The following is a 25,877-nucleotide window of genomic DNA, read 5'->3' on the forward strand; positions in this document are numbered from 1 at the left end:
AGGGCCTCCTGAGGGACGAGCGGATACCTAGGCAGTTCCACTCCACCGCAGGAGGCCCTCCCGCGTCATCACTCAGATTGACGTGTCACAGCCACTCGACCAACGTCTCGGGTCAGTACAACTAGAGCAGCAACCGCACCACGTCGACGACGTGGGACAGTCCGGCGAGCGCGCCCGACGACGACCGCGGGTGCAGGGCGTGTACTGCCAGCCGGAACATGAGCGCTCGCAACATCATCTGCGGCCACTCGGGCTGATCGGCCCAGCGGGAGACGAGGTCCTCGTCGGCCCCGCCCCAGGCCAACGCATCGACGACCACGACGGCCGCGGCCCACGGGGCGGGTCGCCAGTACGGCACGAGATCGGTGATGCCCGGCGCGGCCGCGCCCGCGAACAGCACGGTGCCGAAGAGGTCGCCGTGCACCAGCTGCGACGGTGACTCGATCGGCTTACGCAGGGTGGCAAGGGTTTTGAGCATCTCGATGCTCTTCACCCCGTCGGGCGACGTCGGCTCGCCGAAGCCGGCCGCACGGGCCGAGCGCAGCGGGGTGTCCTCCCACGCGGCGCGGTCGGCGGCGTTGAACACGTCGACGTCGGTGTAGGGCGGTGCCGGTGGTTGCAGCAGGAAGCGCGGGCGCTCGAGATCGGCGGTCACCTGGTGCAGGCGGTTGGCGAGCGACACGACCTCGTCGTGACGGGGCTCGGGCGATCCGGCGATGTAGGTGTCGGCACGCCAGCCCGAGACCACGTAGCGACCATCGGTGCCGCGCAGCGGACGGGCGACGCGCACGCCGTCGACGTAGAGGTCCTCGCGGATCTTCGCCGACCACGCGGCGCGTGCGTGGTCGGGCACCAGCGACAGCACCACCTCGCCGATGCGCCAGCCGCCCTCCCACTCGCGGGTGAGGGCGATGGGGGTCGATCCGGCGAGACCGAACGTCGCGATGACGTGTTCGGGCGGATCGGGGGCATTCACGGTCCTGAGATTACCGACCTCGCGCCTGCTAACCGGGGAGGTGCGGGTCGGCCGTGTTCGGAGTCGCGGGCATCGCCCGTCCGGCTCGTCGCGACCGATCGACCCTCGAGCCGGTCGGACGCAGGCCGACGAACGCCAGCAGCGCTGCGATCACGAGGGCACCGGCGAACACCGGCACCGCGCGGTCGAAGGTGTCATCGAAGGCCGGTCCGAGTCCGGCATCGGCCGGGGTGCCGGTGATCAGCGGGATCGCGGCGACCGACAGCAATCCGGCGGCGCGGGCGACGGCGTTGTTCACCCCGCTCGCCAGACCGGCGTGGTCATCGGCCACCGCGGCCAGCACCGTCGAGGTGAGGGGCGCCACCAGCAACACCATCCCGACGCCGAGGGTCGCCGCGCCGGGCAACACGTCGGTCGGATAGAAGGCGTGCGGACCGATCCGCAGCATCAACAGCAGCCCCGCCGCGCACAGGAGGGCGCCGACGGTGAGCGGACCCCGCGCGCCGACCCGGGCCGCGAACGCGCTCGACCGCGCAGAGAACAGCAGCATCAGGAGGGTGCCCGGGGTGAGCGCGGCACCGGCCCAGAACGCCGAGTAGCCGGCGACGACCTGCAGCTGCAACGCGACGATGAAGAAATAGCCACCGAAGGCGGCGTACACCGCGAACGTCATCACGTTGATGACGGTGAACGGCCGCGATGCGAACAGGGTCGGCGGCACCATCGGTTCGGGTTCTCGACGCTCCACCATCACGAACGCGACACCCGCCGCCACCGCGACGACCCCCACCACGGCGACCTCGACCGCGCGGCCCCCGTCCGCGGCCCGGATCAGGGCCCACGTGGCGCCGGCGAGGGCGACCGCACCGAGCACGGCCCCGACGATGTCGAAGTGCTTCGACGCGTGCGGATCCCGCGTCTCGGGCACGTGACGTACGGCCACGGCGACGCACACCGCGGCGACCGGGACGTTGATGAGGAACGCCCACCGCCAGCCGGGACCGTCGGCCAACCACCCTCCGAGGAACGGGCCGAGGGCCGCGGCGACGCCCCCGAGGCCCGACCAGGTACCGATCGCCCGGGCCCGGTCGCCGGGGCGCAGCGACGACTGGATCATCGCGAGCGACCCGGGTGTCAGCAGCGCGCCGCCGATCCCCTGCAGGCCGCGCGCACCGACGAGCACCTCCACATTCGGCGCCAGTCCGCACAGCAGCGAGGCACCGGCGAAACCGATCACGCCGACGACGAACACCCGTCGACGGCCGAGTCGATCACCCAGCGATCCGCCCAGCAGGATGAGCGCCGACAGCGTCAACATGTAGGCGGTGACGGTCCACTGCAGGGGCGCGAGCCCGACATCGAAATCGTCGGCGATGCGCGGCAGCGCGACGTTGACCACCGTCGAGTCGAGCAACACCATCGACGACCCGAGCACGGCACACGCCACCACCCAGCGCCCACGCGCCGACGAGAACTCCACCGACGCGCCGGCCGACGGGGCACCGTCCGGCGGGGAACCCTCGGGCGTGGGTGTGGCCACGATCAGTAGACCGGCATCGACGGGTCGGTCTGTCGCGCCCACTCCGTGATCCCGCCGCGCAGGTGGCGCGCGTCGGCGAAACCGGCGCGGCGCAACACCGCCAGTGCCTCGGCCGATCGGATACCGGTCTTGCAGTAGAGCACGGTCGGCCGGTCCTGCGGCAGCGCGGCCAGCGCCTCGCCGGAGACCAACTCCCCCAGCGGGATCAGGGTCGCGCCGTCGATGTGGACGATGTCCCACTCGACGGGCTCGCGGACGTCGATCAGGGCGATCGGCTCACCCGCGTCGAGGAGCCGGCCGAGTTCCGCTGCGTCGATCTCCGAACCGGTGGTGGTCGCGCCCTCGTCGGCGACGATGCCGCAGAACGCCTCGTAGTCGACCAGTTCGGTGATCGGCTCGGCCTCGGGATCCTTGCGGATGCGGATGGTCCGGTACTCCATGGCGAGGGCGTCGTACATCATCAGCCGACCCAGCAGCGTCTGCCCGATGCCGGTGATGAGCTTGACGGCCTCGGTTCCCATGATGGAACCGACGGAGGCACACAGGATCCCGAGGACGCCACCCTCGGCGCACGACGGCACCGTTCCCGGCGGCGGGGCCTGCGGGTAGAGGTCGCGATAGTTCAGCCCGCGACCGTCGGGGGCGTCCTCCCAGAACACCGACGCCTGTCCCTCGAAGCGGTAGATCGACCCCCACACATACGGTTTGCGCGCCAGCACGGCGGCGTCGTTCACCAGATAGCGCGTCGCGAAGTTGTCGGTGCCGTCGACGATCAGGTCGTACCGCTCGAACAGGGCCACCGCGTGGTCGGCCTCGAGACGGTGCTCGTGCAGTTCGACGGTGACGAACGGGTTGATCTCGGCGATGGAGTCACGGGCACTCGCCGCCTTCGACCGCCCGACATCGGATTGTCCGTGGATGACCTGACGCTGCAGGTTCGACTCCTCGACGTCGTCGAACTCGACGATCCCGAGTGTGCCGACGCCCGCGGCGGCGAGGTAGAGCAGCGCCGGCGAACCGAGTCCGCCTGCCCCGATGACCAGTACCCGGGCGTTCTTCAACCGTCGCTGCCCGGTCATCCCGATGTCGGGGATGATCAGGTGCCTGCTGTACCGCGCGACCTCGGCGCGCGTCAGTTCCGCGGCCGGTTCGACGAGCGGCGGCAGAGGGGTCTGCGAGGGGGGCATCTGGGAGGTTCCGGTGGTCGCCATGATCACCGCAGACGCTACGCCGCTCAGCTACCGGGGAACGGCCAGGGATTGGCCCGGCACACCAGATCACGGTCGGCCTGCATGTCCGGGTCGATCGCCATGATGTCGCTGTTGGCGACGCCGAAGCTCTGCTGCATCATCACCGGGGCCAACGCGCCCTCCTGGCCACACGGTTGATGCTTCTCGAAGCCGATCGCGTGACCGATCTCGTGATTGATCGCGTACTGGCGGTACAGCAGATCGTCACCCTGATACGACACCGCGCCGCGTACCCATCGCGCCTCGTTGAGGGTCACGCGCGCCTCGGGCGGGTAGTAGCAGGAGGATTCGAGCTTGATCTGGTACCCACACAGCTCGCGGGTCGTGCCGGTCGAGGTCAGCGACACCCGGAAGTCGGGGGTGCCGGTCTCGATCCGCCGGAACGACACCTTGCCGCCACCGATCCAGCTCTTCGGGTTGGCCAGCGTGGTGTCGACGAGTTTCGCGAAGATCGCGTCGCTGCCGTAATCGGCGGGTGCGAGGCCGTTCTCGACCTCGACGGTGTAGGTGTACACCCGCGGCGCGGTGCCCACGACCCCGGTGGTGCCGGGCACCACGCGCCACGATTTCGCGCCGTTGGTGGTGAACGATCCGCCATCGGGCAGCTGACCCGCGGGCAGCGTGGCCGCGGCGGCGTCACCGGTCGGCGCGCCGATCGGCGAGGTCTCGGAGTTGACGTCGGTGTTGCGCGAGGCGGCGTCGGGCGCCGGTGCGGCCGGGGTGGGCGACGACGGGGTGCCGGTGAGGGTCACCGCCACGAGCACCACGGTGAGTATCGCGAGGACGGGCAGCGCATAGGCCCGCCAGCCGTAGGTCGCGACGAAGGCACCGATCCGGGTGCGCTTGCGGCGCTCCGGACGCGGACCCCGCCGGCCGCGCGGGTCCTCGGCCGTCGGATCCCAGTGCGCGCGCAGCGGCTGATCGTCGCCGGGCCGGCCGCGTTCGGCCACCTGGCGCGCGATCGGTCGGCGGTCGGGTCGGGGTGCGGTCGGGCGGTCGTACGGGGCGTCGGCGAGCAGATCGTGGCGCACGTCGCGCTGCGGCCGGCCCCGCCCATTCGAACCCCGCCCACTCGCAGTACGAGAAGAGCGTTCCCGCGACGACGGGCGAATCGGCGGCGACGCATTCCCGGGGGGCGCGTACTGCGGCGGCATACGACCCGCGGGCAGCGGGCCCGACGGATGGGGCGCAAAGGAGTCGGGAACAGAAGGGTGCCCGGGCCCCGGGGCGCCGCTCATGGGCGCATCTCGCGGGTCGGGTCCACCGAATCCCGCTCCGGATCTGGGCGGTCCTCCCCCGCCTGGCGCACTCACGTGTTTCACCATCTCACAGCTCGGCGAGCGTTCCCGGGATGCGCGGCCACGTGCACACGTCCTCGTTCACCCAGGTGTCCTGATTGTCAGCAGGCCACCAGCGAGGCGGGATCGGCGATCTCGACGTGGCGGGCGATCTCCCGCGCCGTCTCCAGCGGGATCTCCATCTGGCACACGTGCCCGACGGCGCCGAACATCACCAACCGCGACCCCTCGATGGTGCGGATGACGCGCGGTGCGATGGCCGCGCTCACGAGCTTGTCGCGGCCGCCCCACATCACCAGCGTCGGCGAGGTGATCATGCGGGCGCGCCGCCAGTGGTCCCGGCCCGACATCCACAGCCAGCTCGCGACCAGGGCGTTGAGGCTGCCCGACAACGCCGCCGGCGCCCACGGGAGCTCGGCGCGATCGACCGCGTGCTCGACGGCCTGCGCGATCCGAGTGGGCCCGAGGACCTGCGGACGCACCATGATCTCGCGCAGCGTCTGTGCCACCTGCCGTTCGGCATGCACCCGGCCCAGGTAGCCGAACACCGCGGGCCCGACCCGCGGGACCGTCGCCAGGGTCAGCGGCACGAACGACAGGCGCTTGATCCGCGGCCGCAGATCCGGGAACGCCGGCGAGATGAGGGTGAGGGTGGTGACGAGGTCGGGCCGCTGGGCCGCGACGCGGGAGGCGATCGCCCCGCCGAGGGAGTTGCCGACCAGGTGGGCGCCCCCGAGGTGCTCGAGCACCGCGATCACCGAGTCGGTCATGGCCGTGAGCGAGTAGTCGCCGCCCGGCGGCGGATCGGAGAACCCGAACCCGGGCAGGTCCATCGCGTACCCGTCGAGCACCGGGGCCAACACCTCACCGAGATCGGTCCAGTTCAACGACGACCCGCCGAGTCCGTGCACATACAGCGCCCGGCCGACCGGGGCATCGACGCCCGCGTCACCGGAACCGGAGGGGGTCGGGCCCGGACGGGGCACACGTCGCAGGTGGATGCGCCATCCCGATGCCGTCACCTGCTCCCCCGGCCACAGCGGGGTCGTGCGATCGAGCGGTGCGAGCAGGTCGCGCAGCGAACGCGGTACGGACGGTGTCCGATCGGTGGTCGACACCACTACAGCATGCCTCACCTCGAGGGGGTGACGCGTAGGGTCTACCCATGCCAGGCGCCGCTGATCGTGTACCCGTCGACTCGTCGGTGCACGCTGCCCCCGGCCGCACCCGCGGCGACGCCGGTCGCCGCAACACCCGTATGCCGCGCAGCGCCCGACGCGTGCAACTGCTCGACGCCGCCAGCGAGATCTTCGTCGAGCGCGGCTACCACTCGGCGGGCATGGACGAGATCGCGGTCCACGCCGGGGTCAGCAAACCCGTTCTCTACCAACACTTCCCCGGAAAGCTCGATCTGTACCTCGCGGTGCTCGAGGAGCACGCGGAGTCGCTCGTCTCCGAGGTGCGCAAGGCGCTCGAGACGACGACCGACAACAAGCAGCGCGTGCGGTCGGCGGTCGGGGCGTTCTTCGACTTCATCGACCAGGACCACCAGGGCTACCGGTTGATCTTCGAATCCGACGCCCTCGACCCCGCCGCGATCCGCCGCGTGGAGAGCGCCACCGAGGCCTGCGTCGACGCGGTCTACGGACTCGTCATGCACGACTCCGGTCTCGACCCCTACCGGTCGCGGATGCTCGCCGCCGGGCTCGTCGGCGCCAGCCAGGTCAACGCCCGCTACTGGCTCGACGCCAAACGCCCCATCAGCAAGCGCGACGCCGTGGAGACGACGGTCGAACTGCTGTGGGGCGGGCTGTCACACGTGCCGCTTCTCGAGGGCGGCGTCAGCGAGGCCTGACGTCAGCTGTTCTTGGCGCCGAATCCGACTTGCACACGAGAGGCGTCGGGATCCGGCGCATTCACGACGTCTGTGACGTCAGCTGTTCTTGGCGCCGAATCCGACTTGCACACGAGAGGCGTCGGGATCCGGCGCATTCACGACGTCTGTGACGTCAGCTGTTCTTGGCGCCGAATCCGACGCGCGGACGCTCGGAGGTGCCGACCTCGACGTAGGCGATCTTGGTGACCGGCACCAGGAATCGCGCACCCTTCTCGTCGGTGAGACGCAGCAGCGCCTCCTTGCCCGACAGCGCGGCCTCGACGGCGGCGTGGACGTCGTCACTGGTCTGCTCGGTCTGCACCACCAGCTCGCGCGGGCTGTCGGTGATGCCGATCTTCACGTCAACCGTCACGGTTGTCCTCCTGCTGTCGATGTCGGGCGCCTTCGACGCCAAGGCTAGTGGAGCGCCGACCCCGCACCGCAGCGGCTCCGCTGTGGGCGGAAACGGACGGCGGAGAAGCCGGAGCGGGACGAGGTGGGGCCGGGCTCAGCCCAGTCCGAGTTCCTGCATCCGGGCGGCGTGGCGGTCCTGGATCGACTCGAAGAACGTGGAGATGCGTGTGAAGTCCGACGCCTCGCTGAACAGCAGTCCCGTCAGGTCCTCCTCGGAGGCCAACACGTGCTGGGCCTGCGTGATCGCCTCGCCCAGCAGGCGCCGCCCCCAGAGCCGCAGCGGTGAGGTCAGCGACGGATCGGCGGCGACGGCCGCACGCACCTCGGCGCACGCGAACTCGGAGTGACCGGTCTCGGCCATCACATCCTGCACGATGCCCTCCGCGTCGCCGGGAAGGGTGTGGGCGACCTCGAGGTAGAAGTCCGCGGCCAGACCGTCACCGATGTACGCCTTCACCATCGACTCCAACCACGAATTGGGCGTCGTCGACCCGTGGTATCGGTCGAGGATCGGCGCGTAGTGCGCCACCGTGTCGACCACATCTCGCCCTCGACGCACGAGTTCGGCGGCCAGCACCTCGAAGTGGGCCATCTCGGCCCCGGCCATCTGTGCCATCGCCACCCGCCCGCGGATGTCGGGCGCCATCTGCGATTCCGCGGTCAACCGGTAGAACGCCGCGATCTCACCCGCGAGCAGCACCCCGAACAACGACGTGATCCCGGGGTGGTCGTCGGGCAGCGGCGGCAGCTGAGCGTCGTCGGCGATGTGGGTCGGCGCGAGGTCGGCGGTCGACGGGGGCAGGCCGCCCGAAGCGGGTGTCGCGGAGGTGGGCGTCACAGTGGTCTGGGTCACGGGATGGTCGGCCATGCGCCGATCGTAGGCGACGCGGTCAACCCGCGACGGGCCCCCGTGACCGGCACCGATGCGTGGTCGACACCCCTCACCACGTACCATCGAAGGCGACGTGCAGTGCAGGCGCTGCCACTCGGCGGCGCCCCGCCCGCGCGTCCCCAGTAATGTGCGCGCACTTCTTGCCCGATCTCGAGCCGCGAAACACTTTTCGGCTCCCGCCCACCGCGTTCGTCGCCTGTGGCGGTGTGAAGCCTTTTCGTGCGTGCTCCGCGACATCGGAAGGCACCCATCATCAGTACCGACAGCCATACCCACAGCGAGACCACCGCTCCCACCGACCCGGTCGTCGTCATCGCCGAGACGCCCGACGCCGACGGTCCGCAGACCACCGTCGTCGACACCGAGACCCATGTGGCCCCCACCTTCGCCGAGCTCGGCGTCAGCGACGAGATCGTCGCCGCACTGGCCGCCGACGGCAAGACCCACACCTTCGCCATCCAGGAACTGACCCTGCCCCTGGCGCTCGCCGGTGACGACCTCATCGGCCAGGCCCGCACCGGCATGGGCAAGACGTTCGGCTTCGGCGTCCCGCTGATCCACCGCATCACCCAGGTCGCCCCCGGGTCGACCGGACCGCTGCGTCCCCTCGACGGCACGCCGCGCGCACTGATCATCGTCCCCACCCGCGAGCTGTGCATCCAGGTCACCGGTGATCTCCAGGTGGCCGGCGCGAACATCGACGTCGACCCGCAGCCCAACCCGCCGCGCAAGCTGTCGATCGCCTCGATCTACGGCGGTCGTCCCTACGAGTCGCAGATAGCCGACCTCCAGGCCGGTGTCGACGTCGTCGTCGGCACCCCCGGCCGTCTGCTCGACCTGGCCCAGCAGGGCCACCTCATCCTCGGCAAGGTGCAGATCCTCGTCCTCGACGAGGCCGACGAGATGCTCGACCTCGGGTTCCTGCCCGACATCGAGCGCATCATGCGGGCCCTGCCCGACGCCCGCCAGACGATGCTGTTCTCGGCGACCATGCCGGGCCCGATCGTCACCCTGGCCCGCACGTTCCTCAACCGGCCGACGCACATCCGCGCCGAGCACGCCGGCGACTCGGCGGTCCACGAACGCACCACCCAGCACGCCTACCGTGCCCACGCCCTCGACAAGGCCGAGGTGGTCGCGCGCATCCTGCAGGCCGAGGGTCGCGGCGCCACGATGATCTTCACCCGCACCAAGCGCACGGCGCAGAAGGTGGCCGACGATCTGGGCGAGCGCGGCTTCAAGGTCGGAGCCGTGCACGGCGATCTCGGTCAGGTCGCCCGCGAGAAGGCCCTCGGACGGTTCCGCGACGGCAGCATCGACGTGATCGTGGCGACCGACGTCGCCGCCCGTGGCATCGACATCGACGACGTCACCCACGTCATCAACTACCAGTGCCCCGAGGACGAGAAGGCCTACGTCCACCGCATCGGCCGTACCGGTCGCGCCGGACGCACCGGCATCGCGGTGACGCTCGTCGACTGGGACGAGCTGCACAAGTGGGCGGCCATCGACAAGGCGCTCGGACTCGGCATGCCCGAGCCCGTCGAGACCTACTCGAGCTCCGAGCACCTCCGCACCGATCTGAACATCCCCGCCGACGCCACCGGCCGCGTCCCCGGCGCGAAGCCCTCCGAGGACGAGCGGGCCGCGCGCGGCGAGAGGCGTGAGCCGCGGGAGAGGCGTGAGCCGCGTGCCGACCGTCAGCGCCGCCGGACCCGTTCGGGCGGCGCGGCGATGGCCTCGGCCACCGCGCAGGCCGAGACCGAGTCGGCTGAGTCGGCCTCGTCGAGTGCCTCGGCGACCTCGAGCGCATCGGGTGACGGTGACACCGCGGGCGGCACCAAGCCGCGTCGCCGGCGTCGTCGCGGCCGCGGTGGTTCGGGTTCGTCGAACGCCGCGGCCAGCGAATCGACGTCTGCGGGTTCCGCCGAGCAGTGAGCGGCGCCCGGACCGACACCCAGACGCCCCCGGGCGGTTCCCCGCGGGGACCGATCCGACCTGAGCGGCGCACCCGCCTCGACCTGGCGATCAGCGCGCTGATCGTCGTCGTGGTGATCGTCGTCGCCGCGGTCATCTGGTACGTCAGTCCGTCCCGGCACACCACCTCCGACCAGGCGGGGGTCCCGCTGACCGCGGTCACCCCGGCCGCGGTCGTCCCGGCCGGCTTCACCGAGGGATGGTCGGCACCCTCGGGCGCGAGCACCACCGCGATCGTGACCGACAGTGCGGTCGTCACCGCCGACCGCGGCACCGTCGAGGCCCATGACCCGGCCACCGGGACGGTGCGGTGGAGCTATCGACGCAACCTCGACCTGTGCGGCGCGATCGCCGGCTGGGAGGCTTCCCCCGGTGTCGTCGCGGTGTACCGGAACAGCCGCGGGTGCGGTGAGGTCACCTCACTCGACCCCGACGACGGCCACCGCGCCGACACCCGCAGCAGCGACGCCGACGACAAGATCACGCTGTCCGCGAACGCCGACTACGTCGTCTCCCAGGGTCCGACGCGCCTCGAGTCCTGGGGGTCGACCCTGGTGCGCGGCGTCGAGTACGGCCGCGTCTCGGCGCCGGTGAAACCGGGCACCCAGCCCCGCGCGGGATGCCGGATGTCGTCCAGCGCCACCGGAGCCGACCAGATCGCGGTCATCGAACGGTGCGGCGACGAACCGGGATACCGCCTGTCGGTCTTCTCCGCCGCCCAGGACAAGGACGAGAAGGTCAAACAGCTCGGGTCGCGGATCATCACCAGCGGCACCGCGTCACCGCCGCCTCGCGTGGTCGCGGTGTCGTCGTCGTCGGTCGCGGTGTACCTCGGTTCCGGTGGCGCCATCTCCGGCGGCACCGGTGGCCCGCAGATCCAGGTGTTCACCACCGGCGCGGTGCTGAGCAGTTCGCACGAGGTGCTAGGTGACGCGCAGGCACCCGCCGACTCGGTCCCCGTCCGCAGCGACGGCCTGCTGTCGTTCTTCACGGGCAAGGGCACCGTCATCCTCGACGCCTCGGCTCTCACCCCGCGCTACCAGGTGCCGGGCACCCTCGGACCGGCCGCGGCCATGGGAACCGACCTCATCGTGCCCGGACCGTCGGGGATCACCGTGCTCGAGGCGGCCACCGGACGGCAGTCTCGCACGATCGCCCTGGCACGCCCGGGATACAGCGGTGGCACGGTCACGCTCTCGCCCATCGGCGACGACGTCGCGATGTTCTACGGCGGCGCCGTGCACATGTTGATCGGGAGCTAGGCGCTATACCGCGGTCTCGAGGGTGGCGAGCGCCTTGCCGCCATCCCAGTGCTGCCACAGGTTGTCGGCGAGTTCGCGGTAGGCCTGCGATCCCTTGTTCTTGCGCCCGGTCATCACCGTCGCGCCCGACGCGGACGCTTCGGCGAACCGCACGGTGCGCGGGATCGGCGGGCTCAGCACCGGCATCTCGTAGCGGTCGGAGACGTCGGCCAGCACGTCACGACTGTGTGTGGTGCGCGAGTCGTAGAGCGTGGGGATCACACCGAGCAGCGTGAGCGCCGGGTTGGTGATCTGCTGGACCTCGGTGACCGTACGCAGCAGCTGACCCACCCCGCGGTGGGCGAGGGTCTCGCACTGCAGCGGTACGGCGACCTCGTCGGCGGCGGTGAGACCGTTGAGGGTGAGCACCCCGAGCGACGGCGGGCAGTCGAGCAGGATCACGTCGTAGTCCTGCGTGACCTGCGCCAGCGCGCGCTTGAGCGCGTATTCGCGTCCCGGCCGCATCAGCAGCAGGGCTTCGGCGCCGGCGAGATCGATCGTCGCGGGCAACAGGGTCATGCCGTCGTCGGTGGACACCAGCGCGTCGACGATGTCGCTCTCGCCGAGCAGCACCTCGTGCACCGACACCTCGAGGTGGTCGGGGTCGTGGCCGAGGGAGAAGGTGAGACATCCCTGCGGATCGAGGTCGACCACCAGCACCGACAGGTCCATCGCGGCGAGAGCGGCGCCGATGGAGGCGACGGTGGTGGTCTTCGCGACGCCACCCTTCTGATTCGCGACGGCGAGGATCTTGCTCATCGGAGGGCCCGATCGGTGTGCAGGATGATCATGACTGTCCCATTCCCCTCGGTGGCCTCGTGGCGATGGCCGTGTGTGCGCACCGCGCACGTTCTCTGCGGCGGCTCGTGAGATGAGGATATGCCCCCGACGTCGCGACGCGGCGGCGGTGGGAGGATGACGGCGTGGCCACAGCGACGCATCGACTCATCGTCATCCGACACGGCGAGACCGAGTGGTCCAAGAGCGGTAAGCACACCGGTTCCAGCGACATCGACCTCACCGACACCGGCGTCGAGCAGGCCCGCAGCCTGGCCGGTCGGGTGGAGGAGTTGTCGCTCACCGACCCCCAGGTCTTCAGCTCCCCGCGGTTGCGCGCCCGCCGCACCGCCGAGCTCGCCGGACTGCACGTCGACACAGTCGAACCGCTGCTCGTGGAGTGGGACTACGGCGACTACGAGGGACTGACCAGCCCGCAGATCCACGAGACCGACCCCGGCTGGACGGTGTTCGCCGACGGCGGCCCCGACGGCGAGTCGCCCGACGAGATGAGCGACCGCGTCGACACCGTCATCGAGAAGCTCACCCCGCTGCTCGACCACGGCGACGTCGTGGTGGTGACGCACGGGCACTTCTCGCGGTCGTTGCTGGCGCGCTGGATCGGCTCGCCGATCGCGCGCGGACGCCACTTCACGATGCTGCCCGCGTCGATCGCCGTCCTCGGGTTCGACGGCGAGTCCCGTCAACTCACCGCACTGGGAATCACCGGCTACCGCAGCGCCGACTATGTCGACGCGGGTCGGCCGACGCGCCCCCTGGGCTGACTCAGGCCGCGTAGTCGATGGGGTGCCTCGGCCAGACGATGTCGACGCGCGGGGCACGCGGGAGCCGCTCGGCCACCAGCTGATGTTCGATGTCGAGGACCGGTGGCGATGGTGCCTCGTCGGTGTCTGGCGAATGCGGGTGCAGCAGTTCGTCGATGCGGTGTAGGTGGTTGGCGCGGAGCTGGTCGGGTGGGTCGGTGTTGCGTCGCCACCCGTAGCGGCCGCGGTCGGGGCCGTCGGTGATCTTCTCGGTGGCCCATTGGTGGGGTTCGGGACCGACGGCCCGGTTGTGGCGTCCGCAGGCGGGTGCCATGTCTGTGGCGTCGGTGAGTCCGCCGTCGGCCCAATCGGCGTCGGCGTGGTGCATTTCGGTGTGGGCGAACGGTGTCGCGCAGTCGTCTTTGCTGCAGCCCCTGTACTGGGCGAAGGCCATCAACCGCTGCGCCTGCGACGCGAGACGCCGGCCGCGGCCGAAGAACAACGGTTCGCCTGTGACATCGCTGAACACCGCGAGGTGGGGCTGCGCGTCGGCGGCCAGTGTGATCACGTCGCTGATCGGCAAGTCGGTGCCGGTGGCGGTGCGCGCTACACCGGCGTGCTCACGAAGTTGTGCGTCGGTGATGGACACGATGATCTGGGGCGGCAACCCGCGATGCGACCCACCGAGGAGCCCACCGTTCACCGCGACATCCAGCAAAGCCTTCAACGCGTCGTGGTTCCGCTGACTCTGCGATCGATGGTCCCGATCCGCAGCTTCGCGGAGGAGGTTGGAGTCGATGTCACTGCCGTCACCGATCGGGGACAGCTCGTCGTCGGGGTTGTTCATCCCCGGCGCGGCCCACTTCGCCAACACCACGTCGAACAGTGCGCGGGTGATCGGATCCAGCGTCGCGGTGAGTTTCGACATCAACTGCGAGTCCTGGCACCCGAGGTTCAGTTTCCGATTCCGGGCGCGATCGCGGTCGTCGGTCAGTGTTCCGTCGGGATCGAGGTGCGCCAGGATCCGGACGCCGGCGGCGGTGATCTCTTTGGGCGTGAGTGTGGTCGCGAATTCGGCCAGAACTTCCTCGGCCCCCGCCCGCTGTTCTGCATCAACGGCCGAGGGGATCTTCTTCATCACGTCGAGGACCGCGTGAACGTGATCGGGCCCGATCGTTCCGGCAGCCAACTCTCGCGCCGTGTTCGGGCACACCGGCGGCAGTTTCTCGCCGGTCATCGCGTGCATGGGTTCCAACGCTCGGACGGCTTGAAGGCGCTTCTTGGGGTGGGTGATCCGCAGCTTCGTCTGCAGGAACTCGGTGACGGTCACGCATCCCACGGTCCGGTGGGCGTCGCGGTCGGAGACCTCGAGAATCCGCCGATTGCCGATGGACTCGAACTGGCGGACAACGGTTTCGTGAGTGATGGACAGTTGTGCGACGGTCTCGTCGTCGTGGGCGTCTGAGGTCTCTTTCGCGATCTCGTCGAGGAGGTCCTGCAGGGCAGCGTATTTTGCTACGAGATCGCTCACCGGCTGTCCCCCTCCCCAGGTGTGACTGTACGTCTATTCTAGCACGCGTGTTCGAGGTGTGGGTGATTGATTTTGGTGAATAGTGTTGAGCGTGAGTGTATTTCGGGTGGCTGGTTGCGTTCTACTGCCGCTGACGGTGCGGAAGCCGGACGCCGAGTGTGCGTTGTCTCGTCGTCGGCGCGCGTGACGCCGTCAGCACACTCGACGACCGTTTCCACACAGTCAGCACCGCCAGGACAGTCGGCGGCCGTTTCCACACAGTCAGCAACCGTGGCTCACGTGATCTACGGCAGTTTCCACCCAGTCAGCACCACCTACGGTCTCAGCGGCGGTGTCAGTCCTTCGGGGGCTCCGCATCGGGGGCGTAGTCGTCGGCGAGCCAGCGGACCGACTTCGGCGAGAACAGCAGACCCAGCACGATGACCACCACCACGAGCAGCGGCGCACCGAGCCAGGGCTGACCGCTGTCGGTGAGCAACGCGAAGGCGACGGGGATCAGCAGGATCTGTGCGACCACCGCGATGGCGCGACCCCACCGTCGGCCGGTGCACAGCGCGACGCCGCCGGCCACCACACCCGAGCCGAGGATCGCGAACCATCCGGCCGTTCCGTAACTGCTGATGAAGCTCTCGTCGGCCCCGGTGGCGCCGTGGACGGCGAGCACGATCGCGATGACCACGGCCACGACGCCCTCGAGCGCGACCACCACGCCGGCGCGCCGCACGGCGGTGGGGGGACCGGTGTCCGGACGACGCTCGGCAGGTGTACGACTCACCGGTCCAGCGTAGTTCGTCGGGCGCCCACGACGAGAGGCCGCCGATCGGCGGCGGTGTCGCGGCCCCCGACGATTGTGTCCCCCCTCGCGGCACCCTCTAGGCTCTGCAGATCGTGCGTGCCCTGCTGATCGTCAACCCGTTCGCGACGTCGACCACCGACGCGGGGCGCGACGCGCTGGCCGACACCCTCTCGGCGAAGATCGATCTCTCGGTCGAGCTGACGACCCACCGCGGCCACGCCGGGGAGATCGCGGCCCGCGCCCGGGCGCAGGGCTGCCCGATCGTGATCGTCCACGGCGGCGACGGCACGGTGAACGAGGTCGTCAACGGCCTGCTCGACGCCCCCGGCGACCCGATCGGTCCGAACCCGGCGCCGGCCCTGGCCGTCATCCCCGGCGGCAGCGCGAACGTGTTCGCGCGTTCGCTGGGCATCGACCCGGACCCCATGAAGGCGACGGCGCAGTTGCTGACGTTGCTTGCCGAGCGGTCACGGCGCCGGATCAGCCTCGGTCACCTCTCCGCCGAGGCCCCGAAGCGCCCGGGGTCCACGCCCTCCCCCGCCGCCGCGTCGGGCCGGTGGTTCCTGTTCAACGCGGGGATGGGTGTCGACGCGGAGGTGGTGGCCTCGATCGAGGACCAGCGCAACGCGGGGAAACCGGCCAGCGACGCACGCTACATCGCGACCACGGTGCGCCGTTTCATCAGCGCGTCCCGTCGCCCACCGCAGCTGTCGGTGTCACTGCCCGGTCGCGACACCATCGACGACGTCCACTTCGTCTTCGTCTGCAACGCCAACCCGTGGACCTTCATCGGCCCGCGGCCGGTGTGGACCAATCCCGACACCACCTACGAATGCGGTCTCGGCGTCTTCGCGTCCTCGTCGATGAGTGTCACGCGCAACCTCGGCATCTTCACCCAGCTGCTCACCGGTCGAAAGCCCCACGCGCGGCACGTCCTGACCGACGACGACGTCGCGTCGGTGCGCCTGACCGCGCGCGCCCCGATGGACGTGCAGATGGACGGCGACTATGTCGGCAAGGCGACGACCGCGGCGTTCGGGTGTGTAAGCGACCGACTCGAGGTCGTCGCACCACCGCTGTCCGCCTGAGCCGACACGAGCGCAGACCGACACGGTTCGAGGGTGTGAGTTTCTGCATGAATGTCGTGAAGACAGCGCAGGATGTTCCCGACAGTAGTACAACGGTGCAGGGAGTTCGCCACGGACCCCCGTTGTCGCAGTGACATTGCCCACGTGTTAACGCGACACCATTGACTTCATCGTGATTCGTGAAAGCATTCACAAGCAACAGTGCGGAAACATTGAGTACGCACAGATGAACGACAAGTGACAACCGGCGCGATCACACACGCGCGAAATCGAAGGAGCACGCACATGGACTGGCGTCACAATGCAATCTGTCGCGATGAGGACCCGGAGCTGTTCTTCCCCGTGGGGACCAGCGGACCGGCCATCGCCCAGATCGCCGACGCGAAGCTCGTCTGCAACCGCTGCCCGGTGACCGCCGACTGCCTCTCGTGGGCACTCGAGTCGGGCCAGGACGCAGGGGTCTGGGGCGGCATGAGCGAGGACGAGCGTCGCGCACTGAAGCGTCGCAACGCGCGCAACCGGACGCGCAGCACCACGGTCTGACGCGTTCACCACGCACCAGGGCCCGGCGGGAAACCGCCGGGCCCTGTGCTGTGTGGGGGCACCCGGCATCCGGCGGGTCTCAGCGCAGCGGCACCGTGAGGACCGCCGCCGTGCCGCCGCCGTCGGCGGGCGCGAGATCGAGGGTGCCGCCGAGTTCGATACGGACCAGCGTGTGCACGATCTGCAGTCCGAGACGTTCCGAGGCGCGGATGTCGAAGCCGGGCGGTAACCCGACCCCGTTGTCGCGCACGGTGACCACGAGTCGGCGGGTGTTGCGGTCGGCCTCGATCACCACCTCGCCGTCGCGGTGCTCATCGGTCCCGAAGCCGTGTTCGACGGCGTTCTGGATCAACTCGGTCAGCACCATCACCATCGGCATCGCGAGATCCGACGGCAGCACGCCGAGGGTGCCGCCTCGGCGGACCACGGCGTTGCTGTCCCCGGAGGCGACGTCGGCCATCACCGGCACCAGCTGATCGACGACGACGTCGAGATCGACCTCTTCGTCGACACTGCCCGACAACAGCTCGTGCACCAGGGCGATCGCGGCCACCCTGCGGACAGCCTCGGTGAGCGCTCCGCGCGCCTCCGGGTTCTCGGTGCGGCGGGCCTGCAGTCGCAGCAGCGCCGAGACGCTCTGCAGGTTGTTCTTCACCCGGTGGTGGATCTCGCGGATCGTCGCGTCCTTGCTGATGAGCGCGCGATCTCGGCGTTTGACCTCGGTGACGTCGCGCACGAGGACCGCCGCACCCGACGGTTGACCCCGCGGACGCAGCGGGACGGTGCGGATCAGAACGCTCGCCCGCCGCGCGTCGGCCTCGATCCGACGCCCCGAACCGCCGGCGACGGCCTCACGGATCATCGCCACCGTGTCGTCGGCCTCGAAACGATCGGTGAGCAGCTCACCGAGGACGTCGGTGAGGTGGTTGCCGGTCAGGTCGGTCGTCCACCCCATCCGGTGCACCGCCGACAGGGCGTTGGGACTCGCGAACACCACGACGCCCTCGTCGTCGACGCGGATGAAGCCGTCGCCGGCGCGCGGCGTCGACAGCCCTCGGGAATTGGCCTCGTTCTGCGGATACGCACCGTCGGACATCATCTGACACAGGTCGTTCGCGCAGTCCTGGTAGGCGAGCTCGAGATGCGAGGGCATCCGCAGCTGCGCCAGGTTCGCGGTCCGACTGATCGCGGCCACCACCTCGCCGGCGAACCGGACGGGCACGGCCTCGCGGCGGATCGCGGTGTGCCCCAACCACGTCGGGTCCTCCTCGCGGAGGATCCGTCCGCTGGTGAACGCCCGACGGACCTGCGGGTTGGCGTCGGGCGAGCGGTCGTCGTCCTCGACGACGACGCGACCGACCTGATCGAACGGGAACACCGTGGGAGCGGTGTTCGGCCGGCACTGGGCGACGCAGATCAGGTCACCGGACTCGGTGGGGACGTACATCAACAGATCGGCGAACGACAGATCCGCCATGAGTTGCCACTCGGCGACCACACGCTGCAGGTGTCCGGCATCGGCACCCGACAGCGAGGTGTGGTCGGCGAGGAGATCGGTGAGCGTCGACATCTACCGGGGTCCCGCGCCGCGGGAGGGCACCGACACGTGGCGGTGGATCAGTCGATGGTGGCGATGAGGTGGCCGGCCTGGATCACGTCGCCGACGGCGACCTTCACGTCGGTGACGGTGCCCGCCTCCTCGGCGAGGACCGGGATCTCCATCTTCATCGACTCGAGCAACACGATGGTGTCGCCGACCTCGATCTGCTGACCCGGGGACACGACCACCTCGAGCACGCTCGCGACGATCTCGGCCACGACCTCTTCTGCCATGACGACCTCCAGTGCTCTCGGCTCTCCGGTGGCGGCGACTCGGCTCTGCTCGCTGCCGAGGACAACCTATCGCAGTCCACGGCGGCACGATCGGAGCCGGGCATCCCCGTCGCGCGTCCGCGCGATTGGGGTCTCACGCGGTGGTCGTGGGAGAATCGATCCCCTGTACCCACCGACGCGGGTCGCGCCGCTCGGATGCCATCACATCGCAGTGCACGGGAAGGAGAACACCATGGGAAAACGTGGACGCAAGAAGCGCGCGCGGAAGAAGAATGCCGCCAACCACGGCAAGCGCCCCAACGCCTGACGGTTCGCACACGAACAGGGCCGGACGACCACCTCGCGGTGGTGTCCGGCCCTGTTCGTGTCTGCGGTGTGTCGATCAGCCCTCGACCGCACGTCCGATCACGGTCTTGCGGATCTCGAGGGTGAGTCGATCGCGCAACCCGCTGGGGGCCTGGTCGCCACCACACTTGCGGCTGATCAGGCTCTTGAGCTGCGACTCGATGCCGTAGTGCTCGAGGCAGCTCGAGCATCCGTCGATGTGGGACTGCAGGCGACCACGCACCTGCTGGTCGCATTCGTTGTCGAGCAACAGCCACACGTCGGCGATGACCGCCGAGCAGTCGAGCTGCTCGAACTCGGCCGCCTCGTCCGCTGTCTGCTCATCGGGGCGGGCCCGTCCGGTGTCGCTCATCGGGTCGCCTCCTTCGCTGCGTCGGTGCCCACGGGATCGGCACGCCGGAAGCCCCTCTCCAGGGCGACATCGGCCAGCAGCTCACGCAGCTGCTTGCGGCCGCGGTGCAGGCGCGACATGACGGTCCCGATGGGGGTGTCCATGATCTGCGCGATCTCCTTGTAGGGCAGGCCTTCCACGTCGGCGTAGTAGACCGCCATCCGGAAGTCCTCGGGCAGCGCCTGCAGCGCCGACTTGATGTCGTCGTCGGGCAGGGCGTCGAGGGCCTCGATCTCCGCCGAACGCAGACCGGTCGAGGTGTGCTCGGCAGTGGCCGCGAGCTGCCAGTCGGTGATCTCGTCGGTCGGGTACTGCGCGGGCTGACGCTGACGCTTGCGGTAACCGTTGATGTAGGTGTTCGTGAGGATCCGGTACAGCCACGCCTTGAGGTTGGTGCCCGCCTTGAAGGAGTGGAAGGCCGAGAACGCCTTGACGTACGTCTCCTGGACGAGATCCTCGGCATCGGCGGGGTTGCGCGTCATCCGCAGGGCCGCGCCGTACATCTGATCCAACAGCGGCAACGCGTCGCGCTCGAAGCGGGCACCGCGCTCCTCGGTGGTCTCCGCAGGCGTCGAATCGCCGTCTGCCACCACCGATGGATCGGATTCGGTCACGAGGGTCCCTCCGCGATCTGCCCCGTAGCGGGACGTCCGAGGCGCCATGGTGTGCGGGCGCCCGTCGTCCGAGCCTACCGATGGGCTCGTCTCGACGAACATCAGCACCGGCGCACCCCCGCCCACGGGGCGGTCCAACACCTGCGTACTCATATGCTCCCTTTCGCGTCGACACGGTCACACATCTCGTTTCGATAACGGTGCGGTGAACGGATCGTCCGCGTTCGCCTCGAAACGGTGTCGATGGCTTCAACCCGTGCCCGCGCACGATTGTTCCGTTTCGGTTCACCCCGCGTGTAACCCCGGCGCTAGCGTTGCCGATCATGAGCGCGATGACCCCGGCGGTGGCCGCCGCCCGACGGGCCGGCGTCGAGCACCGCATCCACCGTTACCGAGCCGATCCGCGGGCCAGGTCGTACGGCGACGACGCCGTCGAGCACCTCGCAGACACGCTCGGGGTCGATGCCGCTCAGATCTTCAAGACCCTGGTGCTGTCGCTGTCGGGCGGCGGGGACGCGGCCGGGTCGCGCGCACGGTTCGCGGTCGCGGTGCTGCCCGTCCCGCGGCGACTGTCGCCGAGAGCGGTGGTCGCGGCGCTGTCGGATCCGTCGGTCACCCGGGCAGCACTGGCCGAGCCCGCCGCGGCGCAGCGGGTGACCGGGTACGTGCTCGGCGGGGTGTCGCCCCTGGGTCAGCGCACGGCGTTGCCCACCGTGATCGACGCCTCGGCGCTCGCGTGGCCGACGATCCTGTGCAGCGCGGGACGCCGGGGACTCGAGATCGAACTCGCGCCCGCCGACCTGCGACGACTCACCGACGCGGTGGTCGCCGACATCTGCTCCTGAGAGGCCCGCTAGAGCAGCGTCCCCTGCTCGGGCAGATCCTGCACCGAGCTGTCGACCGGATCGAGGAGTTCGGGTCCGTTGTTGGCCACGCGGTTCACCAGGGAAGCCACCTCGCGGCGGTCGATCGCGTCGACCAGTTGCGCCGACGGCGGTGCCAACAGGGCGGGCGGCGGCGGGTTGTCCGGGTCGAGCCAGGCGTCCCAGTGATCACTGGGCATCACCAGCGGCATGCGGTCGTGGATGTCGCGGAGCGGCCCGACCGCGTCGGTGGTGATGATCGTGCAACTCATCAGCGGGGGTGCGTCGCGGTCGGCGTCCTTCGGTCGCCACGTGGTCCACAACCCCGCCATGAACAGACGGGTCCCGTCGACCGGGGACATGAAGTACGGCGTCTTCGAGGGCTTGCCGTCGGGTCCGGTCCCCTTGCGCCACTCGTACCAGCCGTCCATCGGCACCAGGCACCGTCGGCCCTTCAACGAGGTCTTGAACGACGCCTTCTCGGCGACGCTCTCCGCGCGGGCGTTGAACAGCAGTGGGCTCTTCGCGAGATCCTTCGTCCACGCCGGGACGAGACCCCATCGCATCGCGCGCACACGCAACGCGGCATCCCCAGAGGAATCCTCACCGTCGGGGTCGTCGTGACCATGACGCCGGACCACCGTCATCACCGTGGTGGTGGGCGCCACGTTGTAGTTCACCCCGGGCACCGAGCGAGATCGTGCGGTGTCGGGGTCGACTGCGTCGAAGTCACCGGGGTCGGAGTCACCGGGGTCGGGCCGGTGCGGGGTGACCTCGTCGATGGCGTCGAGTTCGGCCGCGAGCAGCGCGGGATCGGTCGTCACCGCATAACGTCCACACATGAGCTCCATGGTGTCACCACGACCGGGGAGTGTCCGCCGCAGATTCCTCGATCGCGCGGCGGGCCCGTTGTCCCCGGAACGGGCGTCGGCGCGCTTGTCGGCCTACATCTACGGCACCCTGCTGGCGTTGGCCGCGGTCGTGGTCGTCGGTCCCGCGGCCATCGAGAACGGCTCGGCGGTGCTCGTCGTCCTGGGCACCACCGCGACGACGTTCCTGGCGCACGTGTTCGCCGAGATCGTCGCGGGCCACAGCATCCCCGAGGCGACCGCCCACCTCGAGGAGCCGATGCGTCGCCGCCTGGCCCTCGAGGAGTTGCGCGACGCCGTGCCGATCGCGTCGGCCGGCGCCTTCCCCGCGTTCTTCCTCGCGCTGGGGTGGCTCGACGTGCTGAACCCGACCTGGGCGCTGGTACTGGCCGGGGCCGGCCCGATCCTGCGAATGGCGTTGGTGGAGATCATGATCCAACGTGTCCGCGGGCAGCGGGCGACCCTGCGCGTCCTCCTCGGCGGCATCGCGACCGCGGTGGTGGCCGCGGCGATCGTCGCGGTGAAGGTGATCCTCACGCACTGACGTATCGTTGCGCCGATGTCGGACACCGCATCGTCGCCCCCGCCCGCCCGTCCCGGGCCGGTGGCGTTCCTGCGCTATCTCGCGGGACGACCGCTACCGGAATCGATGCGGGGCTGGGTGCGGCGCGACGTGGTGGGGCCGGGACACGTGCGGCGCTACGTCACCCGGGGGTTGCTCCCGTTCGTCCCGATCTTCGTCGCGTTCGCCTTCGTGCCCGGACCCGTCATCTACCGCCTCGGCATGATCGGCATCCTGCTGTTCCCACTGGTGTACTTCCAGATCGCCCTGACACCGTTCTATCGCCGACACCTGTTGCGCAGCAACGGACTCGATCCCGAGCTCGTCGGCGCCCGAGCACAACGCCGACGCGATGCCACGCGCGCGGACTACGACGCCATCTACCGCGACCGTCGCGCGCCCTGACCCGATCCGACCGGTCGCGCGTCAGGCGATGCCGACCGGGAAGTTCAGGGGCAGACCGGTCTCGCCGACCCCGACCTCGATGAGCTCGTAGAGGCGCGGCAGCGGCGTGAAGTTCGCGTGGTTGGTGACGATCAACGAGGTCCCGCGAAAGGCGGCCGACGCCGGGGTGGAGAACGGTGTCGAACGCAGGTATCGCTGCGGCAGCGGCGGGAGGGCGTCGAGGGTCGCGCCGGTGGCCGGGTCGACCACGGTCACCGAGTTGTCCAGCGGGTTCGAGATGGGCAGGTAGATCTTGCCGCTGCGCCCGATGACGAGCCCGTCCCCCAGTCCGGTGATCGCCACACGGTCGAGTCGCCCCGGGGCGCCGGAGGCGGTGACGGGGAGTCGGTACACCACGCCGTGACCGGCGGTCTGCAGACTCGACACCGACAGCGTGTTGACGAACACCAGACGACCGCGGGCATCGAACTGCATGCCGTTGAGACTGTAGATCGACGCGAAATCTGGATTCTGATACCAGATCTGGGCCGCGCCGCCGCCGGCCGGCACCTTCCAGATCGTCGCCTGATTCAGATCGGAGACGTACATGGAGCCGTCGGCGGCGAAAGTCGCCCAGTTGGGCCACGCCTGGCGGTCGAGTATCCCGGGCTCGCACGGCCGGCCCCGCGCCGCCGAGCACAGCGGGAGGTCGGCGAAGGTGGCGTACGCCTTCTGCGCACCTGTGGCCGGATCGATCCGCACCGCCCGCGCGCCGCTGTAGTCCAGGGCGTAGACCCGACCGTCGCCGTCGAGGGTGATGCCGTTGACGCCGTGCTCGGCGGGGCGATGACCGATGAGGCTGTAGGTCTGCAGGAGCCTGCCCGCGGCGTCGTAGTGCCACACGTCGGCCGAGGAGTTCGGCCGGTTGGAACCCGTCCACACGCTGCCGTCGGTGGGGTCGACGGCGATGCCCTCGGGCTGCCCCGGCGATGGCACGTGGGCGAAGTCGCGGGCCTGACCGTAGGCCGGCGGCGGGCCGGGGTCGGGCGCCGCGGCCACGGGTGCCGCACCGGTGGCGAGCGAGGCCACGACGGAGATCGCCGCCGCGACAAGAGAAGTGGTGATCGAACCGACGGTTCGCTGGGCGCCCCGGAGAGTCATGGGGGCTGACGCTACCCCGGGTGTCGCCCCGCGGTCTCTGCGCCCACGCCCAGACATCGCGAGACCGTGTTGTGCTCGTTGACAGCTTTTCTCAACATCTGTCACGTATCTGGCATCGTGAGCGCGACCACTGTCCGGATCGAATGTCGGGAGACAAACAATGAGATCGCTGTCGCGCGCCGTCGTCGTGGCGTTGTCCGTCATCACCATCGTCGGTTCGGTGACCACGACCGCCTCCGCCGCGCCCACGGTCGCCCCGGCCACCGTGTTGGGCTCGATCTCCGACGGGCCGGGCAGCTTCAGCGTCTATCGCACCGTCGACTCCGGCAAGCAGGCCGCCGCCGTCGACGACGACGCGTGCAACGCCTATTTCGGCTTCCCCCGGCGGTTCACCGTCCTCCAGCGCCTCGATGCCCGGCTCTACACCTTCGCCAACAGCGCCACCACCGGGTTCCTGACCGATCCGACGAGATCTGACGTCGGTCCGATCTACGTCTGCGGCACACTCGGTCTCGACGGCCAGTCGATCTACGAGCAGTACTCGCGGGCCACCGCGCCCGGCATCGGACCGCTGACCATGAGCGGGCCCTGCGGCCTCACGCCCTACATCGCCGAAGGTCGCGGCGGGGCCGACTGCGTGCAGCGCATCAACCCCAACGCCAACGGCGTGACCGGCGGTGTCGCGAGCAGCAACTCGGTCACCAACCCGATCCGCCTGCCCGGCGGTACCACCGGATCGTTGTGGACCTTCTACACCACCGGCACCCCCCGGGCGCCTGTGAACGCCCCCACCGCACCGCAGGCCCCCGACACCGGATCGGTGAAGTATTCCGTGGGCCGCGAGGTGGACTCGATCTCGGCCGGGACCAAGGCCGGCTGCCCCGGCGGTGTCCGCACCACGAAAATCCACGCGATCTCGGTCGATGCGGCCACCGGCGCCATCGCCGGCGAACCCTCGGCGACCACCGCCGCCGACGCCACGATCTGCTACCAGAAGGTGGGGCTCCCCGACTTCGGCGCGACGCTCACCATCTCCATCGGCGGCATCGCCCTCACCACCACGAACGGCGGCCACTGCCGACAGAGCGCGTTACCCGGCACCGCGTCGCGCCAGCAGACCTGCGGCTTCGCCCTCCCGGCGAACTACGGCCGCGGCCTCACCGGCGGTCTCGTGACCCTCAACGGTGTGGTGCCGCCGAACGATCCGGCCGGTTCGGTCAACTCCGCGGTCTGGACCGTCAGCGTGCTGGGATCGATCAAGCCGGCGTTCTAGACCGCGGTCTCAGACACCTCGACGATCGGGCTCCAGCGGGTCGAACACCCGCTGGGGCCCGATCGCGTTGTGGCCCAGGCGATCGCCCGGATTGGCCAGGGCGCAGGTGCTCAGGGACAGACATCCGCAGCCGATGCAGTCGGTGAGGTTGTCGCGCAGGCGGGTCATCTCGTCGATCCGCGCCGTCAGATCCGACTCCCACGACCGTGAGAGTCGGGCCCAGTCACGCTTAGTCGGCGACCGACCCGACGGGAGTTCGTCGAGTGCGGACCGGATCGACGCCAACGGGATGCCCACGCGCGCCGAGATCCGGATGAAGGCGATGCGGCGCAGCGTGTCGCGGCCGTAGCGACGCTGGTTACCCGACGTGCGTCGACTCGAGATGAGGCCCTCGCGCTCGTAGAAGTGCAGCGCCGACACCGCGACACCACTGCGGGCGGCGAGTTGCCCGACCGTGAATTCCTTGCTCTGCGCAGGTGTGCTCATCGGCGACGATGCTACGACTTCTCCCGCACCTGCGCGTGGGACAATCGGTTCGTGATCTCGACGAACCCGCGCG

28 protein-coding genes are annotated in these 25,877 nt (G+C 69.8%); 11 read left to right on the top strand and 17 right to left on the bottom strand.

Features of this window, described 5'->3' with window-relative positions; all coding sequences use genetic code 11:
• Nucleotides 1-121: 121 nt before the first annotated feature.
• From TU34_RS14415 to TU34_RS14435, 5 genes are all read right to left on the bottom strand, one after another.
• On the bottom strand, nt 122-976 hold the full coding sequence (locus TU34_RS14415; RefSeq protein ID WP_045823608.1) for a TIGR02569 family protein: 855 nt from the start codon (nt 974-976) through the stop codon (nt 122-124).
• Nucleotides 977-1,004: 28 nt separating this feature from the next.
• A complete protein-coding gene (locus TU34_RS14420; protein WP_238981323.1) occupies nt 1,005-2,516 on the bottom strand; it encodes an MFS transporter in 1,512 nt (503 codons plus the stop codon).
• 2 nt (nt 2,517-2,518) lie between these two features.
• A complete protein-coding gene (gene moeZ, locus TU34_RS14425; RefSeq protein WP_045823631.1) occupies nt 2,519-3,727 on the bottom strand; it encodes an adenylyltransferase/sulfurtransferase MoeZ in 1,209 nt (402 codons plus the stop codon).
• Nucleotides 3,728-3,750: 23 nt separating this feature from the next.
• Complete coding sequence (locus TU34_RS14430; RefSeq protein WP_420835188.1) at nt 3,751-4,797, bottom strand: DUF3152 domain-containing protein; 1,047 nt, start codon at nt 4,795-4,797, stop codon at nt 3,751-3,753.
• 368 nt (nt 4,798-5,165) lie between these two features.
• Nucleotides 5,166-6,182 (bottom strand): alpha/beta fold hydrolase, encoded by a 1,017-nt coding sequence (locus TU34_RS14435; protein WP_238981324.1) that lies wholly within the window; start codon nt 6,180-6,182, stop codon nt 5,166-5,168.
• A gap of 47 nt (nt 6,183-6,229) precedes the next feature.
• Here TU34_RS14435 and TU34_RS14440 point away from each other — a divergent pair, with 47 nt between their 5' ends.
• Nucleotides 6,230-6,919, top strand: coding sequence for an HTH-type transcriptional activator FasR (locus TU34_RS14440; RefSeq protein ID WP_082080304.1), 690 nt, complete (start codon nt 6,230-6,232; stop codon nt 6,917-6,919).
• A 154-nt stretch (nt 6,920-7,073) separates the two neighbouring features.
• On the opposite strand, the gene TU34_RS14445 is transcribed toward TU34_RS14440, so the two are convergent.
• Both TU34_RS14445 and TU34_RS14450 read right to left on the bottom strand, forming a co-directional pair.
• Nucleotides 7,074-7,313: a DUF3107 domain-containing protein gene (locus TU34_RS14445; protein WP_045823609.1), complete on the bottom strand. Its 240-nt coding sequence runs from the start codon at nt 7,311-7,313 to the stop codon at nt 7,074-7,076.
• 135 nt (nt 7,314-7,448) lie between these two features.
• On the bottom strand, nt 7,449-8,222 hold the full coding sequence (locus TU34_RS14450) for a ferritin-like fold-containing protein (RefSeq protein WP_082080305.1): 774 nt from the start codon (nt 8,220-8,222) through the stop codon (nt 7,449-7,451).
• A gap of 336 nt (nt 8,223-8,558) precedes the next feature.
• Here TU34_RS14450 and TU34_RS14455 point away from each other — a divergent pair, with 336 nt between their 5' ends.
• Nucleotides 8,559-10,184: a DEAD/DEAH box helicase gene (locus TU34_RS14455; RefSeq protein ID WP_045823636.1), complete on the top strand. Its 1,626-nt coding sequence runs from the start codon at nt 8,559-8,561 to the stop codon at nt 10,182-10,184.
• Nucleotides 10,181-11,485, top strand: coding sequence for an Rv3212 family protein (locus TU34_RS14460; protein ID WP_052688949.1), 1,305 nt, complete (start codon nt 10,181-10,183; stop codon nt 11,483-11,485). The genes TU34_RS14455 and TU34_RS14460 overlap by 4 nt, the downstream gene beginning before the upstream one ends.
• Nucleotides 11,486-11,488: 3 nt before the next feature.
• On the opposite strand, the gene TU34_RS14465 is transcribed toward TU34_RS14460, so the two are convergent.
• Complete coding sequence (locus tag TU34_RS14465) at nt 11,489-12,283, bottom strand: ParA family protein (RefSeq protein WP_045823610.1); 795 nt, start codon at nt 12,281-12,283, stop codon at nt 11,489-11,491.
• A 164-nt stretch (nt 12,284-12,447) separates the two neighbouring features.
• On the opposite strand from TU34_RS14465, the gene TU34_RS14470 reads away from it, so the two are divergent.
• Nucleotides 12,448-13,086, top strand: a complete 639-nt coding sequence (locus tag TU34_RS14470) for an acid phosphatase (RefSeq protein ID WP_045823611.1) — start codon at nt 12,448-12,450, stop codon at nt 13,084-13,086.
• Nucleotide 13,087: 1 nt separating this feature from the next.
• On the opposite strand, the gene TU34_RS14475 is transcribed toward TU34_RS14470, so the two are convergent.
• Both TU34_RS14475 and TU34_RS14480 read right to left on the bottom strand, forming a co-directional pair.
• The gene (locus TU34_RS14475) at nt 13,088-14,596 is read right to left on the bottom strand and encodes an HNH endonuclease signature motif containing protein (RefSeq protein WP_045823612.1); all 1,509 of its coding nucleotides are present in this window, start codon (nt 14,594-14,596) and stop codon (nt 13,088-13,090) included.
• A 334-nt stretch (nt 14,597-14,930) separates the two neighbouring features.
• Nucleotides 14,931-15,371, bottom strand: a complete 441-nt coding sequence (locus TU34_RS14480) for a hypothetical protein (protein ID WP_045823613.1) — start codon at nt 15,369-15,371, stop codon at nt 14,931-14,933.
• A 113-nt stretch (nt 15,372-15,484) separates the two neighbouring features.
• Here TU34_RS14480 and TU34_RS14485 point away from each other — a divergent pair, with 113 nt between their 5' ends.
• Together TU34_RS14485 and TU34_RS14490 are read left to right on the top strand one after the other, a co-directional pair.
• Nucleotides 15,485-16,480: a diacylglycerol/lipid kinase family protein gene (locus tag TU34_RS14485; RefSeq protein WP_150116539.1), complete on the top strand. Its 996-nt coding sequence runs from the start codon at nt 15,485-15,487 to the stop codon at nt 16,478-16,480.
• A 285-nt stretch (nt 16,481-16,765) separates the two neighbouring features.
• Entirely contained in the window at nt 16,766-17,023 is a 258-nt protein-coding gene (locus tag TU34_RS14490) for a WhiB family transcriptional regulator (protein WP_045823614.1), read from the top strand.
• Between the two features lie 79 nt (nt 17,024-17,102).
• Here the strand turns inward: TU34_RS14490 and TU34_RS14495 are convergent, their stop codons facing one another.
• A complete protein-coding gene (locus TU34_RS14495) occupies nt 17,103-18,593 on the bottom strand; it encodes a sensor histidine kinase (RefSeq protein ID WP_045823615.1) in 1,491 nt (496 codons plus the stop codon).
• A gap of 47 nt (nt 18,594-18,640) precedes the next feature.
• On the bottom strand, nt 18,641-18,856 hold the full coding sequence (locus TU34_RS14500; RefSeq protein WP_045823616.1) for a biotin/lipoyl-binding carrier protein: 216 nt from the start codon (nt 18,854-18,856) through the stop codon (nt 18,641-18,643).
• Between the two features lie 232 nt (nt 18,857-19,088).
• Here TU34_RS14500 and TU34_RS24645 point away from each other — a divergent pair, with 232 nt between their 5' ends.
• On the top strand, nt 19,089-19,163 hold the full coding sequence (locus tag TU34_RS24645; RefSeq protein WP_369758845.1) for a 50S ribosomal protein bL37: 75 nt from the start codon (nt 19,089-19,091) through the stop codon (nt 19,161-19,163).
• A 75-nt stretch (nt 19,164-19,238) separates the two neighbouring features.
• Here the strand turns inward: TU34_RS24645 and rsrA are convergent, their stop codons facing one another.
• Both rsrA and TU34_RS14510 read right to left on the bottom strand, forming a co-directional pair.
• Nucleotides 19,239-19,553 (bottom strand): mycothiol system anti-sigma-R factor, encoded by a 315-nt coding sequence (rsrA, locus tag TU34_RS14505; RefSeq protein ID WP_082080308.1) that lies wholly within the window; start codon nt 19,551-19,553, stop codon nt 19,239-19,241.
• A complete protein-coding gene (locus tag TU34_RS14510) occupies nt 19,550-20,254 on the bottom strand; it encodes a sigma-70 family RNA polymerase sigma factor (protein WP_045823640.1) in 705 nt (234 codons plus the stop codon). The genes rsrA and TU34_RS14510 overlap by 4 nt, the downstream gene beginning before the upstream one ends.
• Nucleotides 20,255-20,529: 275 nt before the next feature.
• Between TU34_RS14510 and TU34_RS14515 the strand changes: the two genes are divergently transcribed.
• Entirely contained in the window at nt 20,530-21,051 is a 522-nt protein-coding gene (locus TU34_RS14515; protein WP_045823617.1) for an aminoacyl-tRNA deacylase, read from the top strand.
• Between the two features lie 8 nt (nt 21,052-21,059).
• On the opposite strand, the gene TU34_RS14520 is transcribed toward TU34_RS14515, so the two are convergent.
• On the bottom strand, nt 21,060-21,911 hold the full coding sequence (locus tag TU34_RS14520) for an SOS response-associated peptidase (protein ID WP_203225468.1): 852 nt from the start codon (nt 21,909-21,911) through the stop codon (nt 21,060-21,062).
• Here TU34_RS14520 and TU34_RS14525 point away from each other — a divergent pair.
• Both TU34_RS14525 and TU34_RS14530 read left to right on the top strand, forming a co-directional pair.
• A complete protein-coding gene (locus TU34_RS14525; RefSeq protein WP_052688950.1) occupies nt 21,910-22,482 on the top strand; it encodes a hypothetical protein in 573 nt (190 codons plus the stop codon). The genes TU34_RS14520 and TU34_RS14525 overlap by 2 nt on opposite strands.
• Before the next feature lie 15 nt (nt 22,483-22,497).
• Nucleotides 22,498-22,905: a DUF5313 family protein gene (locus TU34_RS14530; RefSeq protein ID WP_045823620.1), complete on the top strand. Its 408-nt coding sequence runs from the start codon at nt 22,498-22,500 to the stop codon at nt 22,903-22,905.
• Between the two features lie 21 nt (nt 22,906-22,926).
• Here TU34_RS14530 and TU34_RS14535 read toward each other — a convergent pair whose 3' ends face one another.
• Complete coding sequence (locus tag TU34_RS14535) at nt 22,927-24,045, bottom strand: SMP-30/gluconolactonase/LRE family protein (protein WP_150116540.1); 1,119 nt, start codon at nt 24,043-24,045, stop codon at nt 22,927-22,929.
• 160 nt (nt 24,046-24,205) lie between these two features.
• Between TU34_RS14535 and TU34_RS14540 the strand changes: the two genes are divergently transcribed.
• Complete coding sequence (locus TU34_RS14540; protein ID WP_045823622.1) at nt 24,206-25,318, top strand: hypothetical protein; 1,113 nt, start codon at nt 24,206-24,208, stop codon at nt 25,316-25,318.
• A 9-nt stretch (nt 25,319-25,327) separates the two neighbouring features.
• Here the strand turns inward: TU34_RS14540 and soxR are convergent, their stop codons facing one another.
• Entirely contained in the window at nt 25,328-25,804 is a 477-nt protein-coding gene (gene soxR, locus TU34_RS14545) for a redox-sensitive transcriptional activator SoxR (protein WP_045823623.1), read from the bottom strand.
• Nucleotides 25,805-25,877: the final 73 nt, after the last annotated feature.

It is taken from the genome of Williamsia herbipolensis (genome assembly GCF_000964005.1).
Taxonomy (GTDB): Bacteria; Actinomycetota; Actinomycetes; order Mycobacteriales; family Mycobacteriaceae; genus Williamsia_A; species Williamsia_A herbipolensis.